18 protein-coding genes are annotated in these 15,516 nt (G+C 71.2%); 10 read left to right on the top strand and 8 right to left on the bottom strand.

Annotated elements, in window-relative coordinates:
- The first annotated feature begins 10 nt into the window (after positions 1–10).
- Entirely contained in the window at positions 11–1,039 is a 1,029-nt protein-coding gene (locus ABH928_RS19845) for a Gfo/Idh/MocA family protein (RefSeq protein WP_370068223.1), read from the top strand.
- 12 nt (positions 1,040–1,051) lie between these two features.
- On the opposite strand, the gene ABH928_RS19840 is transcribed toward ABH928_RS19845, so the two are convergent.
- Both ABH928_RS19840 and ABH928_RS19835 read right to left on the bottom strand, forming a co-directional pair.
- Entirely contained in the window at positions 1,052–1,534 is a 483-nt protein-coding gene (locus ABH928_RS19840) for a C40 family peptidase (RefSeq protein WP_370068221.1), read from the bottom strand.
- Positions 1,535–1,959: 425 nt separating this feature from the next.
- The gene (locus tag ABH928_RS19835) at positions 1,960–2,535 is read right to left on the bottom strand and encodes an ATP-dependent Clp protease proteolytic subunit (RefSeq protein WP_370068219.1); all 576 of its coding nucleotides are present in this window, start codon (positions 2,533–2,535) and stop codon (positions 1,960–1,962) included.
- Positions 2,536–2,630: 95 nt separating this feature from the next.
- On the opposite strand from ABH928_RS19835, the gene ABH928_RS19830 reads away from it, so the two are divergent.
- The 5 genes from ABH928_RS19830 (at position 2,631) to ABH928_RS19810 (ending at position 5,558) form a co-directional block, all read left to right on the top strand.
- Positions 2,631–2,948 (top strand): type II toxin-antitoxin system Phd/YefM family antitoxin, encoded by a 318-nt coding sequence (locus ABH928_RS19830; RefSeq protein WP_370068217.1) that lies wholly within the window; start codon positions 2,631–2,633, stop codon positions 2,946–2,948.
- A 9-nt stretch (positions 2,949–2,957) separates the two neighbouring features.
- Positions 2,958–4,301, top strand: a complete 1,344-nt coding sequence (locus tag ABH928_RS19825; RefSeq protein ID WP_370068215.1) for an SAM-dependent methyltransferase — start codon at positions 2,958–2,960, stop codon at positions 4,299–4,301.
- Positions 4,298–4,456: a hypothetical protein gene (locus ABH928_RS19820; protein ID WP_370068213.1), complete on the top strand. Its 159-nt coding sequence runs from the start codon at positions 4,298–4,300 to the stop codon at positions 4,454–4,456. The genes ABH928_RS19825 and ABH928_RS19820 overlap by 4 nt, the downstream gene beginning before the upstream one ends.
- 182 nt (positions 4,457–4,638) lie before the next feature.
- Positions 4,639–5,265 carry a DUF1707 domain-containing protein gene (locus tag ABH928_RS19815; protein WP_370068211.1) on the top strand — a complete coding sequence of 209 codons (627 nt, stop codon included), beginning with the start codon at positions 4,639–4,641 and terminating at the stop codon, positions 5,263–5,265.
- 65 nt (positions 5,266–5,330) lie between these two features.
- On the top strand, positions 5,331–5,558 hold the full coding sequence (locus ABH928_RS19810; RefSeq protein ID WP_370068209.1) for a hypothetical protein: 228 nt from the start codon (positions 5,331–5,333) through the stop codon (positions 5,556–5,558).
- 29 nt (positions 5,559–5,587) lie between these two features.
- Here the strand turns inward: ABH928_RS19810 and ABH928_RS19805 are convergent, their stop codons facing one another.
- The 5 genes from ABH928_RS19805 to ABH928_RS19785 form a co-directional block, all read right to left on the bottom strand.
- Entirely contained in the window at positions 5,588–6,553 is a 966-nt protein-coding gene (locus ABH928_RS19805; protein ID WP_370068207.1) for a cytochrome c oxidase assembly protein, read from the bottom strand.
- Between the two features lie 83 nt (positions 6,554–6,636).
- Entirely contained in the window at positions 6,637–7,635 is a 999-nt protein-coding gene (locus tag ABH928_RS19800; RefSeq protein ID WP_370068205.1) for a 2-hydroxyacid dehydrogenase, read from the bottom strand.
- Positions 7,636–7,729: 94 nt separating this feature from the next.
- Positions 7,730–8,755, bottom strand: coding sequence for a 6-phosphofructokinase (locus tag ABH928_RS19795; protein WP_370068203.1), 1,026 nt, complete (start codon positions 8,753–8,755; stop codon positions 7,730–7,732).
- A gap of 184 nt (positions 8,756–8,939) precedes the next feature.
- Entirely contained in the window at positions 8,940–9,671 is a 732-nt protein-coding gene (locus ABH928_RS19790) for a type 1 glutamine amidotransferase (RefSeq protein ID WP_370068201.1), read from the bottom strand.
- A 34-nt stretch (positions 9,672–9,705) separates the two neighbouring features.
- On the bottom strand, positions 9,706–10,962 hold the full coding sequence (locus ABH928_RS19785; RefSeq protein ID WP_370068199.1) for a MurT ligase domain-containing protein: 1,257 nt from the start codon (positions 10,960–10,962) through the stop codon (positions 9,706–9,708).
- 182 nt (positions 10,963–11,144) lie between these two features.
- Between ABH928_RS19785 and def the strand changes: the two genes are divergently transcribed.
- Together def and ABH928_RS19775 are read left to right on the top strand one after the other, a co-directional pair.
- Positions 11,145–11,696, top strand: a complete 552-nt coding sequence (def, locus tag ABH928_RS19780) for a peptide deformylase (RefSeq protein ID WP_370068197.1) — start codon at positions 11,145–11,147, stop codon at positions 11,694–11,696.
- A 29-nt stretch (positions 11,697–11,725) separates the two neighbouring features.
- Entirely contained in the window at positions 11,726–12,706 is a 981-nt protein-coding gene (locus ABH928_RS19775; protein WP_370068196.1) for a GNAT family N-acetyltransferase, read from the top strand.
- Between the two features lie 82 nt (positions 12,707–12,788).
- Here the strand turns inward: ABH928_RS19775 and ABH928_RS19770 are convergent, their stop codons facing one another.
- The gene (locus tag ABH928_RS19770) at positions 12,789–13,412 is read right to left on the bottom strand and encodes a TetR family transcriptional regulator (protein ID WP_370068195.1); all 624 of its coding nucleotides are present in this window, start codon (positions 13,410–13,412) and stop codon (positions 12,789–12,791) included.
- Between the two features lie 105 nt (positions 13,413–13,517).
- Between ABH928_RS19770 and ABH928_RS19765 the strand changes: the two genes are divergently transcribed.
- On the top strand, positions 13,518–14,759 hold the full coding sequence (locus tag ABH928_RS19765; protein ID WP_370068193.1) for an acyl-CoA dehydrogenase family protein: 1,242 nt from the start codon (positions 13,518–13,520) through the stop codon (positions 14,757–14,759).
- A 352-nt stretch (positions 14,760–15,111) separates the two neighbouring features.
- Complete coding sequence (locus ABH928_RS19760; protein WP_370068191.1) at positions 15,112–15,345, top strand: hypothetical protein; 234 nt, start codon at positions 15,112–15,114, stop codon at positions 15,343–15,345.
- The last annotated feature ends 171 nt before the right edge of the window (positions 15,346–15,516 follow it).

Below are 15,516 nucleotides of genomic sequence, written 5' to 3'. Positions count from 1 at the left end.
GGATGACCCCATGACTGGGACCAATGGAAGCGCGAACCGCCGGGGGAAGAGCCAGGGCAAGATCCAGGGGAAGATCCGCTGGGGCATCCTGGCCACCGGCAACATCGCCCGCGACTTCACCGAGGACCTCCAACTCCTCCCGGACGCCGAGGTGTTCGCCGTCGCCTCGCGCACGGAGGGGGCTGCCCGGGCCTTCGCCGCGCGCCACGGGATCCCCCACGCGTACGGCAGTTGGGCGGAGTTGGCCGCCGACGATCGCGTCGACGTGGTCTACGTGGCCACCCCGCACAGCGCCCACCACGACGCCGCCGCGCTCTGCCTCGACGCGGGCCGCGCGGTCCTCTGCGAGAAGCCGCTCACGCTGGACGCGGCGCAGGCCCGCTCCCTGGTCGAACTGGCCCGCAGCCGCGGGGTCTTCCTGATGGAGGCCATGTGGATGCGGTTCAACCCGGCGATCCGGCGCGCCGTCGAGCTGGTCCGTGACGGGGTGATCGGCGACGTCCGCACCGTTCACGCCGACTTCGGCATCGCCGGACCGTTCGAGCCGAGCCACCGGCTGCGGAACCCGGCGCTGGGCGGCGGCGCGTTGCTGGACCTCGGCGTCTATCCGGTCAGCCTGGCGCACCTGTTGCTGGGCAGGCCCGACCGGGTGCACGCCTGGTCCAGTCCGACGCCCGAGGGCGTCGACGCCAACACCGGTGTGCTGCTCGGCTACGACAGCGGCGCGATGGCCGCTCTCACCTGCGGCATCGTCGCGCCGACGCCTCGCCGGGCCACGGTGGCCGGCACCGAGGGCCGGATCGAGCTGCCCCAGGACTTCTTCCGGCCGGACCACCTGCTGCTGCGTCGCGGCAAGGACGAGCAGAAGCCGGCCGAGCGCATCGACGTGCCGTTCCACGGCCTCGGGTTCACCCACGAGGCCGAGGAGGTGATGCGCTGCCTGCGCGCCGGTCTGCTGCAGAGCCCGCTGATGCCCTGGCAGGCCTCGATCGAGGTGATGGAGCTGCTCGACGAGGCCCGCCGTCAGGCGGCTCTCTGACCGGACGTGTGGTCAGTTCACCCGGCCGAACCAGACGGAGTGTGTCCAGATGTGCTCCAGCTTCACGTAGGTGCCGGGGTGCGGGGAGTGCCAGATCTTCCAGTGCCCGGCGTAGATGCCCACGTGGTACACGTAGTCGCCGTCATGGAAGAAGACCAGGTCGCCGGGTCGCAGCTGCCGGAACGAGATGTGGTGCACGTGGTTGTACTGCTGTTCCGCCGTGCGGGGGAGTTTTCTTCCGACATGTTTGAACGCGTAGTACGTCAGCCCTGAGCAATCGAAAGAGTTCGGCCCGGTGGCTCCCCAGTGATAGGGGTCGCCGTGCTTGGATTCGGCGACGTGCAAGGCCCGCAGGCCGATGGTGAGATTGGCCCCGCTGGCCGTCGGCGCGACCACTGCGGTCCCGCCGAGAAGTGCTCCCGTGGCGGCGAGCGTGGTGATTCCGGCCTTCAGCCGGTTGGCATGGTTGCGCGCAGAACCAGAGGACGCAGACATGCTAAAGCCCTTCCGGAACCGCCTACGAAAGTCGTCCCTGTCGGGTTCGGGCTCCAGAAGCTGCCCGGCCGTCGTCCGGCTTCACCCCGAGGGGCGGCGTTGCCTGCGCCACCCCGTACTGCCTGGGTCTCCCGTTCTCGCCTGTCAGGTGTGTGTGAGCACCTGGCGTCCGGCCGGTGGCGAGACTAGGCGTCCGGCAGGACCGCCCCGCCACGGTGGCGAGGACTTGTTCGTTCGGCGGACAGTATTGGCACGTTTTTATGGGATCTTCACGTTCCGCCGTGCGTTTGTGATTCTTACCACATCGGGTTTGCTGCGCAATTCTTGAGCCTTCAGAGGTATTCGTATGCCGGGCCTCGAAATCGATTACAGCCGCGTTCGAACCGGGTGTGAACTGGGCTTATTCGGGGCGCTGTGGGAATGGTTCATCCATTCGGCGGGCGTCGGCCGATCGTGTCGGCCAGGCCGTATCCGACGGCCGCTTCCGCGCCCATCGCCAGGCCGTGTTCCAGGTCGTGTCGCACCCGCTCGCGACTCGTGCCGGTCGCCTCGGCGAGCAGCGCCTCGACGGCGCGGAGCCGACGCTCCCAGGAGTCCGCATGGTGCATCAGTTCCTCTGCCGCGAGCGGGTGGCCGTCCGGTTCGGTCCCGGGGTCCGGGTGGGCGAGCAGGAGTCGCGCCTGCGGCATGACGACCCGTCGGCCGGGCGTGCCGACGGCCAGCAGCACGGCCGCGGTCCGCTCGGCGCGCCCCAGGCAGACGGTCTGCACCGGGCAGGCGAGCGAGCGGACCACGTCGACCAGCCCGAGCAGCGGGGTGAGCGCGCCACCGGAGGAATTCAGGTAGAGGCTCAGCTCACGGCCCGGGTCGGCGCGGTCGAGGTGGAGCAGTTCGGCGGCGGCCTCCGCGCACGCGGTGTCGTCGAGCGGCCCGGTAAGGGTGACCACCCGCTGTTCCAGCAGCTGCTCGCGGAAGGGGTCGCGGAGTCGTTCGGTCGGCATTCCGTCCTCCTGCTCGTCCTGAGTCGGTCCGCGCGTTCTGCTGCGAACGTACTCGCCAAGAACGTACGTTCTGTACAGAACGCTAGACTTCGAGCATGCCTGCTGAGATTCCCGTCACACAAGCCAGGGCCGCCTTTGCGGAGCTGGTCAACCGCGTCGGCTACGGCAGCGAGCGGGCGGTCATGACCCGCCACGGCAAACCCCTGGTCGCCCTGGTCTCCGCCGCCGACCTGCGGCGACTGGAGGAGCTCGACGCCCAGGACGCCCCGCGCCCCGCCGAGGAGCCGGAGTGGTCGGGCGCCGTCAGCGAGATCCACGCGGTCGGCCCGCTCGCGGAGAGCGAACGCCCGCGCAGTCGCTTCGGCATCACCGCCCGGGAAAACCCGGGTCGGGCTGACGGTGGCCGTCGCTAGATTGAACGGGTGACCGAGGATCAGCTGCCCCAGGGCGTCGGCCGGACCGCGCTCGGCGTGGCCATGGTGCGGGCCGTCGAGAGCGCCCGTCCCGCGAGCGACCGGCTCTTCGACGATCCCTACGCCGCCGCCTTCGTCCGCGCGGCGGTTGCCGCCGCGCCCGCGCAGGTGCCGCGCGGTAGGTCGAGCGAGGCCTGGCGGGTGCTGTCCGCGCACCTTGTGCTGCGCACCGCGTTCTTCGACGACTACCTCCAAGGCGCGGCCCGCACGGGCGGCTGCACCCAGGTGGTGCTGCTCGCGGCCTGGCCGGACGCACGCGCCTTCCGGCTGGACTGGCCCGACGGCGTCCGGCTCTTCGAGCTCGACCTGCCCGACACCCTGGCCTTCAAGGAGCGGGTGCTCGCCGCCGAACACGCCGAGCCCCGGGTGCCGCGCACCATCCTCGCCGTCGACCTGCGCGAGGACTGGGCCGCCGCGCTGACCGGCGCCGGGTTCGACCCGGAGGCGCGCACGGCCTGGCTGGTCGAGGGTCTGCTGATCTATCTGGAGCCCGCCGACGCCGCCGCGCTGCTGGAACAGGTCGGCGCACTCTCCGCGCCCGGCAGTCGTCTGTCCCTGGTCCACGGCCGTGAGCTGCGGCGGACCCTGGAGCTCTCGGCCAGCGAGCCCTCGATGTCCGCGGCGATCTCGCTCTGGCGCGGCGGCCTCGGCCAGGACGCCGCCCAGTGGCTGCGCCGCGACGGCTGGCTGGTCCACGAGATCGACAAGGACGACCTCGCCGACCGCTACGGCGCGGATCGCCTGACCCACGGTGGCGGCTTCCTCGTCGCCGAGCGGCCCGGGACCGGCGAGCGTCCACGCCGCGCCGCCGCTCGCCTGCTCGTCCTGGATCCGGACGATCACGTCTTCCTGCAACTGCACCACGACGCCGAGGTCGGCCCGCACTGGGTGCTGCCCGGCGGCGGCCTGGAGCCGGGGGAGGAGCCGCTCGCCGGAGCCCTGCGCGAGACGACCGAGGAGACCGGCTGGACCGACGTGACCACCGGTCCGGCGCTGTGGACCTGGGAGCACGACTACCACCGCAGCGGGGAGGGGCTGGTCCGTCAGCACGAGGTGATCTTCCTGGCCCGGGCCCCGCGCCGGGACCCGGTCGGCGACCTGACCGACTCGTTCGCCGCCGACGGCATCCTCCGCTGCCGCTGGTTCAGCCCGGCCGAACTCGCCGAGGTGGGCGAGGTGCTGTGGCCGCCGCAACTGGTCGCCCTGCTGGAGGCGCTGCGCCGCGACGGCCCGCCCGCGCAGCCGATCGACCTCGCCTACGTGCCCAACCATCAGGAGCTGGACCGAGGGTGATGCCGCGTCCGCTCAACGGGCTCAACGGGATCAGCTGGCTCAGCTCCATGGTCGACCCGCTCACCCGCGACGCCGGGGACGAGCGGTTCGACTTCGGCCTCGACGTCCTGCTCGACGGGCTCCTCGCCCAGGCTGACCGCTTTTCCGAGAGGTAGGACGACAGGTAGGACGAGAGACGGGAGACGCGAGAAGCCGGCAGGAGAAGCGGAGCCCTCTTCCCTCGTTCGAGTAATCGCGTTGACCGCGTCACAGTCGCGACATATCGTGTTTCTGTCGCCGTCGATCCCGCGCGGTCGATCCGCCGTTCCCTGCCGGCCGAAGCTGGAGTGTGTCCGCCATGAACGAGCCTGTGCTGCTCCCTGCCCCCGCCGGCGAGGGCCCCGCCCTGCGCGCCGGGGACGTCGACCGGGACCGGGTCGCCGCCGTGCTCGCCGATGCTTTGGCCACCGGTCACCTCGATCCGGACGAGCACGCATCGCGACTGGAGACCGCCTACGCGGCACGGACACTGGCCGAGCTGCATCCGCTCACCCTCGACCTGCCCGTCTCCGCCTCCGAGCTGCAGCCGGTCGAGCCGCCGAGCGTCCGCCCGGTGACCGCGCTGTTCAGCAAGGTCCGCCGTGGCGGCCAGTGGCCGGTGCCGCCCACCAGCGTGGCCCGTGCCCGCTGGGGCAAGCTGGTGATCGATCTGCGCCAGGCGGTCTTCACCCGGCGCGAGGTGGTGATCGAGGCCGACGCCCTCTGCGGACTGATCGAGATCGTCCTGCCTCCGCACGTCCGCGTCTACGACGAGGGCGGCGCGTTCTTCGCCAAGCGGGTGCTGCCGCTGGGTGCGGTGGACGAGACGCCGACGGACGGTCCGACGATACGGATCACCGGCCGGGCCTTCCTCGGCCAGGTCCGGGTGCGTCGCCCCGGGGCCACGCTCGGGGCCGGTGCGCACCCGTGGCGGGAGTGGCGCTGAGCGCAACGCCGCAGCATCCTTGACCTGATGGGCCGACGTCACCAGGAGCACCAGGAGGTTCGGCCATGAACGTCTACGGAATGCGGGCGGAGTACGCGGGCGGGGGCACGATCAAGGCCTGGCACATGATGAAGGACGGCGCGCTGACTGCCCTCTGCGGTCGTGAGCTGGGCGAGGACGCGGCGACCATGACCGACGCGGGCTGGGCGCACACCAGGGAACCGATCTGCCACACCTGCGGCGCGCTCTACCTGCGCCAGGTCCCCTACGACAGCATGATGTCCGGCACCTGACCCGACAGCCCCCAGGCTCTCTGGGCGGCTCAGCCCGCCGGGCGCTGGCCCAGGCGGGCCAGGTACGCGTTGTACGCCTCCAGCTCCTGGTCGCCGTTGCGGTCGGCGGCCCGGTCCTTGCGGCGCGACTGGCGCTCCTCGGATTTGGCCCACTGGAAGGTCAGCGCGATCAGCACCACCGTTGAGGGGATCTCGCTGAACGCCCAGGCCAGGCCGCCCGCCAGGTGCTGGTCGCTGAGTGGGTTGATGCCCAGCGACGCCGGCGGGTGCGCGAAGGTGTTCACCATCAGGCCGGACGCCATCATCACCGCCACGCCGAAGAAGGCGTGGAACGGCATGCCCATGAACAGCTCCAGGATCCGCATCACGTAGCCGGGGCGGTGCGGTCCCGGGTCCACGCCCATGATCGGCCAGAAGAAGACCAGGCCGACCGCGAGGAAGTGGACCATCATCAGCTGGTGGCCCCAGGTGGTCTTCATCAGGAAGTCGAAGATCGGCGTGAAGTACAGCCCGTAGAGGCTGGCGATGAAGAGCGGAATGGTGAACGCGGGGTGGGAGACCACCTTCAGGTAGCGGGAGTGCAGCAGGGCGACCAGCAGCTCGCGCGGGCCGCGCTTGCCCTTGGGGGCCGGACGGAGTGCGCGCAGGGTCAGCGTGATCGGGCCGCCGAGCAGCAGCAGGATCGGCGTCAGCATCGACAGCACCATGTGCTGCATCATGTGCGCGCTGAGCAGCACCATCCCGTACTGGGCCAGTCCGGTGCAGGTGACCATCACCATGGTGACGACCCCGAGCATCCACGCGACGACGCGACTGACGGGCCACTTGTCACCGCGCCGCCAGAGCCGGACGGCGCCGAAGAGGTAGAGGCCCGCCATCAACAGGGCGGCTACCAGGAAGTACCAGTCGGCGGAGGGGTGGAAGGCGAGCGCCCGGCCGAAGGTGAAGGGGAGAAGGTCCTGGCCCATCCCCGGCATGCCCGGCATGCTGCCCATCGGCGGTTCCTGCTTCCCTCGTCCTGGTGCGCACAGTTACCGCACCAGAGTAGAACCGACCGTTTTGTCCTTCGGCACCCGGGTCATGCTTTGGGTACCAGCGTGTTCTCCGAACATCGTCCGGTCAGGTAGTCGTCGACGTTCGCGACGGTGGTCGCGATGATCTGGCCGACTGCCGTCGAGGTGAAGTAGGCCTGGTGGGACGTCACCAGCACCTGGGGGAAGGTCATCAGCCGGGCGAGGGTGTCGTCGGTCACGCCCTCCAGCGACTTGTCGAAGAAGAAGAGGCCGGTCTCCTCCTCGTAGACGTCCAGCCCGACGCCGCGCAGCCGCCCGGCGCGGAGCGCCTCGACCAGGGCGCGCGAGTCGACCAGTCCGCCGCGGCTGCTGTTGATCAGGATCGCGGACGGCTTCATCCGGCCGAGCGCGGTCTCGTCGATCAGGTGGTGGGTGTCCGGCAGCAGCGGGACGTGCAGCGAGACGATGTCCGACTCGGCAAGCAGCAGCTCCAGCGAGGAGTACTCCATGCCGAGCCGGTCGCGGCAGACGGGGTTCTCCGCGATGTCCCAGCCGAGCAGCCTGGTGCCGAAGCCGTGGGCGATCCGGGAGAAGCACTCGCCGATCTTGCCGGTGCCGATCACGCCGACGGTCATGTCGTGGACGTCCAGGCCCATCAGACCGTCCAGCCGGAAGTCGAACTCGCGGGTCCGCCCGGCCGCCCGGACGATCCTCCGGTTGACGGCCAGGGCGAGCGTCCAGGCGAACTCGGCGACGGCATAGGGGGAGTAGAAGGAGACGCGGCTGATGGTGAAGCCGAGTTCGGCGGCGACGTCCAGATCGATGTTGTTGAAGCCGGTCGACCGCTGGGCGATCATCCTCGTCCCGCCCTTGGCGAGGATCCGCAAGGTGGTGGCGTCGAGCCGGGCGTTGACGCTGGTGCTGATGATCTCGTGCTCGGCCGCCAGCGGCGCGGTGTCCGTGTTGAGGAAGACCTCCAGGCAGCGGACGTCGTACCGACCGGTGAACGCGGCTTCCAGCAGGGGCTTCTCGTCGGCCTGCACGCCGTAGGCAAGGATCTCCATACGATACACGCTAATCGGACATAACCGGCATTGCCCGACGGTCCGCCGCCGGGGCTGACCCGGCGGCGGACCTGGCGGCGGAACAGGCGGTGCGTCAGATGACGGTCTCGGCCTCGGCGTAGCGCTCGGCCGGGACGGTCTTCAGGTCCGCGACCGCCTCGGCGAGCGGGACCAGGTTGATGTTGGTCCCCTGCAGGGCGGTCAGGTGACCGAACGCGCCCTTGTGCACGGCCTCGACGGCGTGCCAGCCGAAGCGGGTGGCGAGGATCCGGTCGTAGGCGGTCGGCGTACCGCCGCGCTGGATGTGGCCGAGGATGACCGGGCGGGCCTCCTTGCCCAGCCGGTGCTCCAGCTCGCCGGAGAGCTGGGTGGCGACCCCCGTGAAGCGCTCGTGCCCGTAGATGTCGATGGTGCCCTCCTGCCACGGCATGGTGCCGGGCTCGGGCTTGGCGCCCTCCGCGACCACCACGATCGCGAACTTCTTGCCGCGCTCGAAGCGTTCGCGGACGACCTCGGTCAGCTTGCCGATGTCGAAGGGCCGCTCGGGCACCACGATGGCGTGGGCGCCGGCCGCCATGCCGGCGTTGAGGGCGATCCAGCCGGTGTGACGCCCCATCAACTCCACGACCATGACCCGCTGGTGCGACTCGGCCGTGGTCTTGAGGCGGTCCAGCGCCTCGGTGGCCACCGAGACGGCGGTGTCGAAGCCGAAGGTGACGTCGGTGCAGGCGATGTCGTTGTCGATGGTCTTCGGCACGCCCACGATCGGCAGGCCCGCGTCGGAGAGCAGGCGCGCCGCCTTCAGCGTGCCCTCACCGCCGATCGGGATGATGCCGTCGAGGCCGAGCCGCTCGCACATCTCCAGGGCGGCGTCGACGCCGCCCCGGAGCTTGGACGGCTGGACGCGGGTCGAGCCCAGGATCGTCCCGCCCTGGGCCAGGATGCCGGAGACGGACTCCAGCGTCAGCTCCCGGTAGTCCTCCTCGAGGAGGCCCCGCCAGCCGTCGACAAAGCCGATGATCTCGTCCCCGTGGTCCACCACTCCGCGGTGGACCACCGACCGGATCACGGCGTTCAGACCGGGGCAGTCCCCGCCACTGGTCAGCACACCAATACGCATTGTTCAGCTACTCCCGAGCAGAGCGCGGCGACCGGAATCGGACAAAACAACCCTATCGCGATGATACCGAGCAGCGACTCCCGGTCAGGCCGGCTCGGTCGCCAGGGCGGCGCCGTCGGCGCCCTGCGTGGGGGAGCGGAGTGGAACAGGTGTGAACTCGGAGGGATCGAGCAGGCGGCCCGGATCAGGCCGTCTGCTGCTGGGCGGCGGAGATGCGCTCGGACCGCAGCGCGTCGTACCACGTGTTGTCGGCCGGCGGCAGGGCGCTCACGTCCAGGGCCAGCTTGATCAGCAGGTCCGCCACGGCGGGGTTGCGGGCCATGACCGGTCCGTGCAGGTAGGTGCCGAAGACGGTGTCCCGCCAGGCGCCCTCGGTGCCGTCGCCGGTCCCGTTGCCGCCGCCGACGGTGACCCGGGCCAGCGGGGAGACGCCCTGGCCCAGGTGGGTGATGCCCTGGTGGTTCTCGAAGCCTGTCATCGTCGGCAGGCCGAGACGCGGGTCGGGCTCGGCGAGGATGTCGCCGACGTTGCGGTGGCTCTCGCCACGGGTGCTCCACACGTCCAGCAGACCCAGGCCCGACGTCCGCTCGCCGCGGTCGTCCACGAACTCGTGGCCCAGGATCTGGAACCCGGCGCAGACACCGAAGACGATGGCGCCGTTCTCGACCGCGCGGTGCAGGCCCGGGTCCACCCGCAGCCGCTCACCGGCGAGCCGCTGCGGGCGGTCCTCGCCGCCGCCGATCAGGTAGATGTCGCCGCTGGTCGGCACCTGCTGGTCGGAGCGGACGTCGATCCGCTCCACCTGCAGGCCGCGCTGCCGGGCCCGGCGCTCGACGACGAGCACGTTGCCGCGGTCGCCGTAGGTGGAGAGCAGGTCGGGGTAGATCCAGACCAGCCGAAGGGCGCTTTCACTCATGGCGGGAAGGTCCTTGTCGTCTCGGTGCCGGCGGTCAGTTCTGCACGTCGCGGCGGAGCTGCTGGAACGCGGTGTAGTTGGCGATCGCCTCGACCCGACCGGCCGGCGCCATCGCCACGGCCTGCTGGATCGAGTCGACCACCTGGAACTGCACACCGGCGACCTCGAGCCGCACCGCGAGGTCCAGCTTGCGCTGGCCCATCACGAAGACCGGGTGGCCGACCAGCCGCTCGTAGTCGACGTCCCACAGCCAGGAGGTGTCGGTGCCGTCCGCCGAGAGCGCGTTGACGGAGAGCACCACCGGCGCGGGCGCCGGGTCGATCAGGGAGAAGGTCTCCAGCCAGCCCGCCGGGTTCTTGGCGAGCAGCAGGCGCACCTCGCGCCCCGCCACCATGACCGACTCGTAGCGGCCCGCGACGGCCGTCACCGACTCCATCCGCTGCAGCGCGACCTGCGGGTGCACGCCGAAGACCGAGGCGACCGCCGCGGTGGAGGCGGCGTTCGACAGGTTGGCGCGGCCGGGCAGCTGGAGCCGGATCGGCCACGGCGACCCCTGCGGGTCGACCACGAACTCGCCCTGGAGCGCCCAGTGCGGCTGCGGTCGGCGGAAACCGCAGGACGGGCAGAACCACTCCTCGTCCGGGCGCTGCATGACGCCGCCGCAGCTCGGGCAGGACCAGGCGTCCTCGCGGTAGGCCTGGCCCGCCGCCACCCAGATCACCCGGCGGCAGGACGACGCGGCCCAGGTGACCAGCGGGTCGTCGGCGTTGGCGATGATCACGGCCTCGGACCCGGCCAGGCCCTCGCGCCACTTCTCGGCCAGCATGCGCGTCTCGGAGGACCGGTCGAGCTGGTCGCGGGAGAGGTTGAGCAGGGCGATGGCCTTCGGGTGGGTGTCCCGGGCGACCATGGCCAGGTACTTCTCGTCCACCTCGATGACGCCGAACCGCGCCTGTTCGCCCTCCGCCAGGGCGGAGGTGATGCCCGCCGGCATGTTGGCGCCGAGCGCGTTGGAGACGACCGGTCCGGCCGCGCGCAGTGCCTCGGCGATCAGACGGGTGGTGGTGGTCTTGCCGTTGGTCGCGGAGACCAGGACCACGTCGAGGTTCTCGGAAAGGCGACTCAGCAGATCCGGGTCCACCCGGAGCGCGACCTTGCCGCCGATCACCGAGCCGCTTCCGCGTCCCGCGGCGCGCGACACAGCGGCCGCGGCCTTTCCGGCGGTGACGGCGAGCTTGGCGCGAGCGTTCAGCGAGGCCGACGGCACGGCCGAATCGGGTTGCGCGGACATCGGTGTGCTTCCTCCTGCGGTCTGCCTGCGGGACGGCGAGGCTGTCCGTAGCCTACCGGGCCGATCCCTTCCGCTGCGGGCACCGTCCATCTCCGTTCGGTTGCCCGTCATCTGATCCGCCCGCGAACCAGCCGGACGGGCCCGTGAACAGGAGCGGTTGTGGCTCCGCATAGAGTCGTCCCATGCTCTCCCGCATCCCCGGCAGCGCCGGCACCGTGCATCCCGTCACCCCGTGGGCCTCGGCGGTGCTCCGCGAGCCGTGCGCGACCGTGGAGGTCTTCGACCAGGAGCTGGAGCGCCTAGTCGAGGACATGTTCGCGACCATGTACGCGGCGGACGGCGTGGGGCTGGCGGCCAATCAGGTCGGGGTCGGGAAGCGGGTCTTCGTCTACGACTGCCCTGACGACGAGGACGTCCGCCATGTGGGACACGTCGTCAACCCGGTGCTGGTGGAGGCGGACGGCGTCGTGGTGGCCGGAGAGGAGGGCTGCCTCTCGCTGCCAGGCCTGCGGGCGCAGACCCCGCGTTACGACCGCGCGGTGGTCCGCGGTCAGGACGTGACGGGCGCGCCCGTCGAGATCGAGGGCACCGGCTTCTTCGCCCGCTGCCTCCAGCACGAGTCGGCGCATCTGGACGGCGGCGTGTTCGTCCAGGAGCTGACGGGACTGCGCGCCTTCCGCGCACACCGCGCGATCCGGCGAGCGCCCTGGTACCTGCCTGCCGACGGCGGCTGAGCGCCGCCCGGGAGTGCGTCGGGAGTGCGGTGGCAGAGCAGGGGCTGCGGAGCAGGGATGGGCGGGACGGGACGGAGGCGGGCGCGGTCGTGCCGGAACGGACCCAACTGACCCGGTGGCAGGCGGAACCAGGGCGGACGGCCGTCCAGGACGAGTGGGGCCGGGTGGTGGCCGACTTCGTCCGGGTCGCCGTGACCAGCGGCCGGACCGATGCCGGGACCGGTGACGGAACCGATGCCGGGACCGGTGACCGGACCGGCGACGGGGTCGGCTTCTGGTGGGCGGACGACCTGCGTCCGCGCTGTCCCGACCTCGCGCATGCGGCGCGCGTGGTCGGCGAGGTGCTGGCCGGCTGGACGCTCGACGTCCGGGTGGCCTCGGCCGAGACCGACTTCGCCGAGTTGCTGCACCGCTCCGCCGAGGCGTTCGGGCGCCACGCCCACCACTACCTCTGGGACTTCGCGCTGATGCGCCCGGATCCGCGCTGGCACGAACCGGAGCTCCCGCACGGCCTGACGCTGGCCGCGCCCGGCGAGGTGGGTGGCCGCCGACTCTTCCGGCTGCACCAACGCGCCTACCCGCCGGGCCATCCGGACCATCCGGCCGGTGACCCGGACTGGTTCGCGTCGATGGTCCAGGGTCGGCTCTTCGGCGAGCTGCTCGACGGCAGCGCGGTCGCGCTGGCGCCGGGCGGACGGCCGGTGGCCGCGGTACTGGTGGCGCAGCGCAGCAGCTGTCTCGCGGGCGACGGGCCCGGCGTGGTGGACATCTTCCGCGACCCCGCGCACGCGCCCCAGGGCCTGGGCGCCGCACTGCTCCGGCGCGCCCTCGCGCGCACCGCGCAGGCGGGCCTGCCCACGCTGCGGCTGGAGGTGACCGAGGGGAACCCGGCCCGACGGGTCTACGAGCGGACCGGCTTCGCGTACAGCGGCAGTTCGCGGCGGTTGCGTCTGCCGGGGGGCACCTCCCGGCCGCAGGTCAGGGGGAGCGTCCCGCAGCCCGTCCGCTGACGGGGGGTCAGTCGCGCTCGCGGACAGGGCGGGTGGGGCGGACGGAGCGGGCGGACGGAGCGGGCGGAGCGGACAGATGTGTTCAGTCCGAGATCTTGGTCGCGCCCGGGTTGTCACCGGCTGCGGCGAGGCGGCCCCAGAGCAGGTCGGCCAGGGTCTGCACCATCCGCTGCCGGGGAAACGGCCGGTGCTCCAGCCACCAGTCGCCGCCGGCCAGCACCATGCCCGTGATCGCCTGCCCCCAGGCCTCCGCCATGACGTTGCTCTCCGGCCCGAGGTCCACCTGCATCGCGATGGCATGGCTCAGCTCGGCCGCGATCGCCCGCAGCGTGGGCGCCAGCGGCCCGGCTGGGGAGAGTCCGTCCGAGGCCGGGTCGGGGTGGGCGAGGAACCGGTAGACCTGCGGTGCGGACTCGATCGCGGCGAGGTAGGTGTCGAGGACGTTCTCCACCCGCTCCCGCCGCTCCAGCGGCGCGGCCAGCGCGTCCCTGATCTGCGCGAGGAGCGCGGCCGAGTGCCGGTCGGCCAGGGCGCGGTAGAGACCGTTCTTGTCGCCGAAGTGCCGGTACAGGATCGGCTTGGTGATCCCTGCCTCGGCCGCGATCGCGTTCATGCTCGCGCGCGGCCCCTCGCGGCGCACCACCCGGTCGGCCGCGTCGAGGAGCGCCGTGCGCCTCTCGTCGCGGGTGTCGGCCTCGATCCGCATGCCTTGACATTCCTTACTAGGTAGTAACAAACTTTGCGTGTGTTACCGACGGTAACACCTGGCGATGGAAAATCCAGTACGCGCAACGCGCCCGGGAGACAACAGATGACGGCCTTCAACCTCGCACTCAACGACGACCAGATCGCCGTCCGCGACTGGCTGCACGGCTTCGCCCGGGACGTCATCCGCCCCGCCGCGGCCGAGTGGGACGAGCGGGAGGAGACTCCCTGGCCGATCATCCAGGAGGCGGCCAAGGTCGGCATCTACTCGCTGGACTTCTTCGCCCAGCAGCAGTTCGACCCGACCGGTCTGGGCATCCCGATCGCCATGGAGGAGCTGTTCTGGGGCGACGCGGGCATCGGCCTCGCCATCTGCGGCAGCGCGCTGGCCGCAGCGGGCGTCGTCACCAACGGTACGCCCGAGCAGGTCGGCGTCTGGGCGCCGGAGATGTTCGGCACCCCGGACGAGCCCAAGCTGGCCGCGTTCTGCTCCTCCGAGCCCGACGCCGGCTCCGACGTCGCCGCGATGCGCACCCGCGCCGTCTACGACGAGGCCACCGACGAGTGGATCATCAACGGCACCAAGACCTGGGCGACCAATGGCGGCATCGCCCACGTCCACGTCGTCGTCGCCGTCGTCGACCCGGAGCTCGGCGCGCGCGGCCAGGCGTCCTTCATCATCCCGCCGGGCACCAAGGGTCTGAGCCAGGGTCAGAAGTTCAAGAAGCACGGCATCCGCGCCTCGCACACCGCCGAGGTCGTCCTCGACAACGTCCGCGTCCCCGGCGACTGCCTGCTCGGCGGCAAGGAGAAGCTGGACGAGCGCATGGCCCGCGCCCGGGAGCGCGCGGCTGCGGTCGCCCGCGGCGAGAAGGTCGAGCAGGTCAAGAACGCGGCGATGGCCACGTTCGAGGCCTCCCGCCCGGCCGTCGGCGCCCAGGCGGTCGGCCTGGCCCGCGCGGCGTACGAGGAGTCCCTGGAGTACGCGAAGACCCGAGAGCAGTTCGGCCGGCCGATCATCGACAACCAGGGCATCGCCTTCACCATCGCCGACATGCGCACCCGCATCGACGCCGCGCGCATGCTGGTCTGGCGCGCCTCCTGGATGGCGGCGACGGCCCAGCCGTTCACGGCGGCCGAGGGCTCGATGTCCAAGCTGTACGCGGGTGAGACGGCCAAGTGGGTGACGGCCCAGGCGATCCAGATCTTCGGCGGCAACGGCTTCACCCGTGAGTACCCGGTGGAGCGGATGCACCGCGACGCGGCGATCTACACCATCTTCGAGGGGACCAGCGAGATCCAGCGGCTGGTTATTGCGCGCACGCTCTCGGGTCTCCCGATTCGCTAGGCCCTGTCGTCAAACTCGCGTCGGATCAGCCCGGGTTGTCTGGTGCGGACAGTTGCAAGGCGGAGGATCGCCCTCGTACTGGGCCGTACTTGGGCGATGCGACAACGCAGCGTGGGGGCACCCCCTAGCCGAAGGCAGGGGGAGGCCGTACCAGGCAAGCCGGGCCCGGCGGGAGTTTGACGACAGGGCCTGGGAGAAGGTGCAGGTCTTCGAGGGGCGCGGGGCTCTGCTCGACCAATCTGCCCGCGCGACGAAGCCGCAGATCGGCAGAGCCCCACGTCCCTGAGAGTGCAACTTGCCCGCCTGCCGAAAAGGCCTACCGTGGGTGGGGGACCGACCCGAGGAGGCAGCCATGCCGGGTTCCACCACCATCGGCCGCACCGAGCGACTGGTCATGCTGAGCCACCACGACGCGGAGCGTCTCGCCGACACGATGGACCGGATGGCCCAGCTGCTGGCGTCCGACGGGGCCGACCGGATCACCGACGCCCAGGTCGCCAAGATCTGCGGCGGCGACGCCTCGATGCGCGCGGACTACGGGCACTGGACCGCCGAGCTGGGCCGCTATATTCGCGGCCACCTCTGAGACCGCTTCTGCTACTCTCCAGCCATGATCGACGCGCCCTGCTTCCGAATGATGCGCCCCTCCAGGGGCTGCTGAGACGCGAACGCACGCGCGCTACCGAGGCCCCGTCACCAGGGGCCTCTTGCATGTCCGCCGCAGGCCCCTCCCGCCCGACACCCGGTGAGCAACCGG

It is taken from the genome of Streptacidiphilus sp. MAP5-3 (assembly GCF_041262505.1).
GTDB lineage: Bacteria > Actinomycetota > Actinomycetes > Streptomycetales > Streptomycetaceae > Streptacidiphilus.
Note: the sequence above shows the minus strand (reverse complement) of the source record. Positions and strands in the feature narration are given on the sequence as shown.